Origin of the sequence: Paraglaciecola arctica BSs20135 (assembly GCF_000314995.1) — a bacterium.
GTDB classification, from domain to species: Bacteria; Pseudomonadota; Gammaproteobacteria; order Enterobacterales; family Alteromonadaceae; genus Paraglaciecola; species Paraglaciecola arctica.
The window spans coordinates 91381-98605 of sequence record NZ_BAEO01000017.1 but is presented as its reverse complement, the minus strand read 5'-3'; the positions used below and the strand labels follow the sequence as shown (position 1 = coordinate 98605).

Here is a 7225-nt window from a genome sequence, read left to right as displayed (position 1 = left end):
CACAGAGCGTTTCGCTACACAGAGAAAAGCGATTAGATTGTTAAGATAAAAGTGAGTTAAATGCTTAATCATTCACTTAACTGGTTTTAACTTTCTTTTCCTCTGTGCTCTCTGTGTCCTCCGTGGTTCAATATTTTTTGCTTTTAGCGCTAATTCATCACAGAGAACACAGAGGGAAGTAATTAAGATGGAATGGTATTGACTCAATTTTTAGATATAAAAAAAGCGCCACCGGCGCTTTTTTTGAATCAGTACAAATTTAAGCTAAAGCTTTAATTTGTGCTGCAAGACGGCTCTTATGACGAGCTGCCTTATTTTTATGTATCAAACCTTTCGTTGCCATACGGTCAAGTAGAGGTGTTGCTGCAGTGTATGCAGCTTGAGCAGCTTCTTTATCACCAGAGGCGATAGCAGAAAGTACTTTTTTCAAAGATGTACGTGTCATAGAGCGACGGCTAGCGTTGTGTTGACGACGCTTCTCCGCTTGTATAGCACGTTTCTTAGCAGACTTGATGTTAGCCAAGTTGGAACTCCCAAAAAAATTCTAGTCAAAATTCAAGGGTGCGGATTATGAAGATCAAGTCTGTTTATGTCAATCAATAATGTGGATTTAGTAAGCAAATAATGGATTGTTTTTAGTTTCATTAATTCAAGTCGCTTTGCGGACATAAATTAGTTGTTCTAAGCATGATTGAATTATTAGACTATTTGTCTGCTGTTCGCGCATAATAGCGCTTTTGTCGGTTAGGGATAAATGGGTGTCAGGTAAGTTATTTAAATCAGGCATGATTGTCAGCTCCATGACATTTATCTCACGCATTTTGGGATTGGTAAGGGATGCCGTTATTGCTAACTTAATGGGCGCAGGTGCCAATGCGGATGTGTTTTTCTTAGCCAATAAAATTCCTAACTTTTTGCGACGTCTATTTGCAGAAGGGGCTTTTGCTCAAGCATTTATACCTGTTTTAGCTGATGTTAAGCATGAAGGTGACGAACAGCACTTAAAGCAATTTATTGCCAAAGTCAGTGGCACCTTAGGTTTCATAGTCACAATAGTGACCATAGTTGGGGTAGTCGGCTCGCCAATATTGGCAGCACTTTTTGGTATGGGCTGGTTTGTAGATTATATAAACGATCAACCTAGCGGCGAAAAATTTGAACTGACGTCATTAATGCTAAAAATAACCTTTCCCTATTTGTTATTTGTCTCTTTAACCGGTTTAGCCGGTGCCATCCTGAATACTTTGAATAAGTTTGCTGTAGCCGCTTTTACTCCAGTACTGCTGAATGTCGCCATCATAAGTTGCGCAATATATCTTGCACCAAGGTTTGACGAACCGGCTTTCGCCTTAGCCTGGGGTGTTTTTTTAGGTGGGCTTTTTCAGTTACTTTTCTTATTACCATTTTTATTCAAAGCTGGATTGTTAGTTAAACCCAAATGGGGATGGTCGGACCCTGATATTGTCAAAGTGCGTACCTTGATTATCCCCGCGCTTTTTGGTGTTTCTGTGGGGCAACTTAATTTGTTGTTTGATACTGTTATCGCCAGTTTTCTAGGGACAGGCTCGATAGCATGGCTGTATTATTCTGACCGTTTATTAGAATTTCCGCTGGGATTATTTGGCATAGCTATAGCGACCGTTATTCTGCCAACCTTGTCGCACAATCATGTATCTAAGGATGACAAGGCGTTTAGCGCTAATATCGACTGGGCTGTGAAAATGGTTTGTTTCTTGGGTATTCCCGCTGCAACAGGCATGTTTATGCTGGCAGAGCCTATGTTATTGACCATATTTCAGCGCGGTGAATTTACCCCTCAAGATGCAATATATGCCTCTCACAGTTTGATGGCATACTCATTTGGTTTATTGAGTTTCATGTTAGTTAAAGTGTTAGCGCCTGGCTTTTACTCAAAGCAAGACATCAAGACTCCAGTTAAATTCGGGATTTGGTGTATGGCGGCAAATATGCTGTTTAACTTGATTTTAGTTTGGCCATTTGATTATGTAGGTTTGGCCATGGCAACCTCTCTTTCAGCCTTAATGAATGCTTTATTACTCTACGGTACTTTGCACAAGCGAGGGGTTTACATTGCCTCAACACAGACAATTAATCTAATTATTAAAATTGTGGTTTCTAGTGCCTTGATGGGTATAGTTATTTTTATTGCTTAACCCAATATCCGCCTCTTGGGTTGATTTTACGTTAATAGATAAAATTTTTGAGTTAGCAAAACTAATTGTAATTGGGGCAGCCGTTTTTGCTATGAGTCTTTTAGTATTGGGCGTTAGAAAAAGGACTTTTTCAGCATCGAAGGTTGTCACAAAATAATAGCTCCTAATGCTAATAAGGCGTGCCTTAGCTTAAAAATGCACTTTCCTTAAGGTTACTGCTTTCAATCGTCCTATAGTCAGTTATAATCCGCGCCTTTGATTGATTTTTAATGAGCCTTTGGGCTTTTAAAGCAAGCCTTTGAGCTTAAAGAGAGTGATGTGGAACTGATCCGTGGCCTACATAATATTCGTGACAAACATCGCGGCTGTGTATTAACAATAGGCAAGTTTGACGGGGTGCATTTAGGGCATCAAGCTGTACTAAGCCAAGTCATTGAAAAAGCTAAAAAATTGGGGCTGCCTTCTACTGTGATGGTGTTTGAACCACAACCTGAAGAGTTGTTTACCCCTGAGCTGGCACCTGCTCGATTAAGTTTACTTCGTGATAAATATACGCAATTGAAAGCCTTAGGTGTTGATCGTTTGTTGTGCGTGAAATTTGACCGACATTTTGCTGCTTTTAGTGCCACTGATTTTATTGAAGGATTGTTAGTCGATAAACTAGGTATTAAATTTTTGGTCGTAGGCGATGATTTTCGTTTTGGTAAAGGGAGAGTTGGTGATTTTGCTACCCTTGTAGAAGAAGGCGAAAAATGTCAATTTGACGTGGTCAGCACCCAGAGTTTTCGCCTCGAAGAATGTCGCATTAGCTCAACTGCAGTTCGTGATGCACTAAGCAATAATGATTTTGACCTTGCCCAGCAGATGTTAGGTCGCCCCTTTACCATAGCTGGCAAAGTTTTACATGGCGATAAGAGAGGCAGAACTATTGGTTTCCCTACTGCTAATGTTTTATTAAAACGCTGTAAGGCTCCAGTAAATGGGGTATTTGCCGTCACAGTTACAGTGGCTGATAGACGTTATCCAGGCGTGGCGAATATTGGCCATCGGCCTACAGTGAACGGTCAGCGTTCACAATTAGAAGTACATCTGTTTGATTTTAATGATGATTTATATGGCCAATTTATTTCTGTGGCCTTAGTAAGTAAAATCAGAGAGGAAATGAAGTTCGACTCTTTTGAGTTACTTCATCAACAAATACAAAAAGATGCGTTAGTGGCAAAAACACTGCTAAGCGCCTCTTAATATTTTACTGTAACAATTGACCAATTTGGATTTAACCAGCAATGAGTGATTATAAACATACCTTGAATTTGCCTGAAACCGAGTTCCCCATGCGTGGCAGCTTAGCTCAACGTGAGCCAAAAATGCTTGAGCAGTGGACACAGAAAAAGCTCTATCAGAAAATTCGTGAAGCCAAAAAAGGCCATACGCCTTTTATTTTGCATGATGGCCCTCCTTATGCAAATGGTGATATTCATATTGGTCATGCGGTTAATAAAATTCTTAAAGACATTATTGTTAAGTCTAAAACCTTATCTGATTTTGACGCGCCCTACATCCCAGGCTGGGATTGTCACGGTCTGCCAATTGAATTAATGGTCGAGAAAAAAGTCGGTAAACCAGGTAAAAAAGTCACTGCTGCTGAATTTAGGCAAAAGTGCCGAGACTATGCCGAGAAACAAATTGTTGGTCAAAAAGCCGATTTTATCCGTTTAGGTATTTTGGGTGAATGGGATAATCCATACAAAACAATGGATTTTAAATCAGAAGCCAATATTATTCGTGAATTCGGTCTTGTAGTGCGTTCAGGACATCTTGAAAAAGGCTTTAAACCAGTACATTGGTGTACAGACTGTGGTTCAGCTTTGGCGGAAGCCGAAGTGGAATATCAAGACAAAAATTCTCCCTCAATCGATGTGCGTTTTAAGGTCGTGGACGCAGCTGCGTTTGCTGCATGTTTTTCTGCTACCACTACAAATGATATATCTGTTGCTATTTGGACAACTACACCTTGGACCTTACCCGCTAATCGTGCGGTCTGTGTGCATCCCACACTTGAATATAGTTTGGTACAAGTGCGCAGCGAGAAAGGTCAAGAATGTTTAGTTCTAGCGACCGAGTTGATAGACGAGTGTATGCAGCGTTTTGGCTTTGAAGATTATCAAACCTTAGGTGTGTGTAAAGGCCAAGATTTAGAAAATCAAGCATTACATCATGCTTTTTACGATACACAAGTACCGTTAATTTTAGGTGATCATGTCACTACCGATGCCGGTACTGGTTGTGTGCATACTGCTCCAGGTCATGGTGTCGACGATTTTAATGTAGGCAAAAACTACAACTTGGAAGTTGCTAATCCTGTTGGCGCAAATGGTGTGTTTTTAGAAGGCACCGAGTTGTTTGCTGGTGAACACGTATTTAAAGCCAATGACCATGTGGTTGAAGTATTAAAAGAGCATGGCGCTTTATTACATCACCATGCCTATAACCATAGCTACCCTCATTGCTGGAGACATAAAACGCCTCTTATCTTCCGTGCTACGCCGCAGTGGTTTATCAGTATGGATAAAAATGGCTTACGTGAAGCGTCGATAAAAGAAATTCATAATACCCAGTGGATCCCTGAATGGGGCGAAAGTCGCATTGAAACTATGGTTGCCGGACGACCTGATTGGTGTATTTCCCGTCAGCGCACTTGGGGCGTTCCTATTGCACTTTTTGTACATAAAGATACCGGTGAATTGCATCCACGCACCGATGAATTATTGGAGCAAGTAGCCGAGCTGGTGGAACAAAAAGGCATTCAAGCTTGGTGGGATGTGGAACCAGAATCACTATTAGGCGAAGATGCCGAAACCTTTGTCAAAGTGCCCGATACCTTGGATGTATGGTTTGACTCAGGTGTAACGCACTATTTTGTCGTAGACCAACGTGATGATATTCCTGCGTCAGCTGACTTGTACTTAGAAGGTTCTGACCAACATCGTGGATGGTTTATGTCGTCTTTAATGACTTCAGTTGCCACAACCGGCCATGCACCTTACAAACAAGTTCTGACCCACGGTTTTACCGTAGATGGTGACGGCAAAAAGATGTCAAAATCTTTGGGTAATACTATCGCCCCTCAGCAAGTTACTGGAAAATTAGGCGCAGACATTTTACGTCTATGGGTGGCATCTACTGACTATCGTAGTGAGATAGCTGTATCGGATGAAATACTTAATCGTTCTGCTGATGCGTATCGACGCATTCGTAATACTTCGCGCTTTTTATTAGCCAATCTTAATGGTTTTGATCCTAGTAAAGATCTGGTTGCCATCGACGATATGGTGGAACTAGATAAATGGGTTGTAGGACGGGCTAGTAGTATCCAACAAGAAATCATCGACGCCTATGAAAAATACGATATGTTGGTTGTGTCGCAAAAATTAATGCAGTTCTGCTCTATTGAGTTGGGTAGTTTTTATCTGGATATCATCAAAGACAGACAATATACCGCAAAAGGTGAAAGCCATGCTCGACGCTCTTGTCAAAGTGCGCTGTATCATATTATTGAAGCATTAGTTCGCTGGATGGCACCAATTACGAGTTTTACCGCTCAAGAATTATGGCAAGAAATGCCTTGGCAACAGGATGAATTTGTTTTTACCGGTAAATGGTATGACGGTTTAGGTGAAGTAAATTTATCTGGTGATTTTAACAACGATTTTTGGCAACAAATATTAGCGGTTAAAAATGAAGTAAATCGCTGTATTGAAATAACCCGTAAAGACGGCAAAATCAAAGGTTCGCTGCAAGCAGAAGTTACCTTATACGTTAACAATGATTTGTTTAACTTACTTAGCAAACTTGAAGATGAGTTGCGCTTTGTGTTGATCACTTCTGCGGCTAAAGTGATTGAAAGCAATGATGTACCAGCAGATGCTGTTAAGACGGAAGTGCCTGGGTTGTCGGTGCTTGTGTCGGTTTCAAGCGCGCAAAAATGTAGTCGCTGTTGGCATCACCGTGAAGATATAGGTAATCATGCTGCTCATCCAGAGCTCTGCGATCGTTGTGTGGATAATGTTGAAGGTGAGGGCGAGAAACGCGCCTATGCTTAAACTATTTACGCAAACAGGATGGCGATTTTTATGGTTGTCTGTATTGGTCTTAGCGGCAGATCAATACACTAAAGCTTTAGTGCTAGAGAATATTGAACTCTATCAAGCTATCCAAATATTGCCGTTTTTTAATCTTACTCATGTATATAACTATGGCGCTGCATTTAGTTTTTTACATGATGCTGGTGGCTGGCAGCGCTGGTTTTTTACAGTTATTGCCTTTGTGGTGAGTGCTTTGGTGTTGTGGTGGTTAAAACAAACCACCACAAAACAGGTGATTTTACCCGTGGCTTTTAGCCTTATCATAGGCGGTGCCATTGGCAATGCCTTTGATCGATTAGTCCATGGTTACGTAATTGATTTTTTAGTGTTGTATTATCAAGATTGGTATTGGCCAGCATTTAACGTGGCAGACAGTGCCATATGTATAGGTGCGGTTTTGTTGATAGTCGATATGTTTAAAAATAAAGAGGAAAAACATGCCTGAGTTAGAGCAAAGCGAAAGCAAACTGATAAAGCAAGGTAGTGAAGTGGTATTACACTTTGATTTGAAGTTAGCTGATGGTTCTGCCGCGGACAGTACTAGAGTGAATAACAAACCAGCTAAGTTAGTAATGGGTGATGGCAGTCTTACCCTCAGTTTTGAAGATTGTTTATTAGGTTTGCAAACAGGTGACAAAAAGTCATTTACATTAGAACCTGATGAAGCATTTGGTATGCCAAATCCTGATAATTTGCACCATCTTGAACGTAGTAAATTTAATGCAGAAACCCCTGCCGAAGAGGGCATGATTATCGCGTTTACTCAACCTGATGGCACAGAATTACCTGGCATAGTGCGCGAAGTAACGGGGGATTCGGTGACAGTAGATTTTAATCATCCATTAGCAGGACAAGTGATTACATTTGACGTAGAAATACTGTCAGTTAACTAGATTGGTTGAAAGG

The 7225-nt window shown here is 40.8% G+C and carries 5 protein-coding genes and 1 pseudogene; 5 read left to right on the top strand and 1 reads right to left on the bottom strand.

The window, feature by feature from the left end; translation table 11 throughout:
• Window positions 1–259 precede the first annotated feature (259 nt).
• Window positions 260–523: a 30S ribosomal protein S20 gene (gene rpsT / locus GARC_RS07200; protein ID WP_007618345.1), complete on the bottom strand. Its 264-nt coding sequence runs from the start codon at window positions 521–523 to the stop codon at window positions 260–262.
• A 235-nt stretch (window positions 524–758) separates the two neighbouring features.
• Between rpsT and murJ the strand changes: the two are divergent.
• The 5 genes and pseudogenes from murJ (at window position 759) to fkpB (ending at window position 7212) form a co-directional block, all read left to right on the top strand.
• Window positions 759–2331, top strand: a pseudogene (gene murJ, locus GARC_RS07195) (murein biosynthesis integral membrane protein MurJ).
• 161 nt (window positions 2332–2492) lie between these two features.
• The gene (gene ribF, locus GARC_RS07190) at window positions 2493–3419 is read left to right on the top strand and encodes a bifunctional riboflavin kinase/FAD synthetase (protein ID WP_007618339.1); all 927 of its coding nucleotides are present in this window, start codon (window positions 2493–2495) and stop codon (window positions 3417–3419) included.
• Window positions 3420–3460: 41 nt separating this feature from the next.
• Window positions 3461–6277 carry an isoleucine--tRNA ligase gene (gene ileS / locus GARC_RS07185; protein ID WP_007618338.1) on the top strand — a complete coding sequence of 939 codons (2817 nt, stop codon included), beginning with the start codon at window positions 3461–3463 and terminating at the stop codon, window positions 6275–6277.
• On the top strand, window positions 6270–6764 hold the full coding sequence (lspA, locus tag GARC_RS07180) for a signal peptidase II (RefSeq protein ID WP_007618336.1): 495 nt from the start codon (window positions 6270–6272) through the stop codon (window positions 6762–6764). The genes ileS and lspA overlap by 8 nt, the downstream gene beginning before the upstream one ends.
• The gene (gene fkpB, locus GARC_RS07175; protein WP_007618334.1) at window positions 6757–7212 is read left to right on the top strand and encodes an FKBP-type peptidyl-prolyl cis-trans isomerase; all 456 of its coding nucleotides are present in this window, start codon (window positions 6757–6759) and stop codon (window positions 7210–7212) included. Before lspA ends, fkpB begins: the two co-directional genes overlap by 8 nt.
• Window positions 7213–7225: the final 13 nt, after the last annotated feature.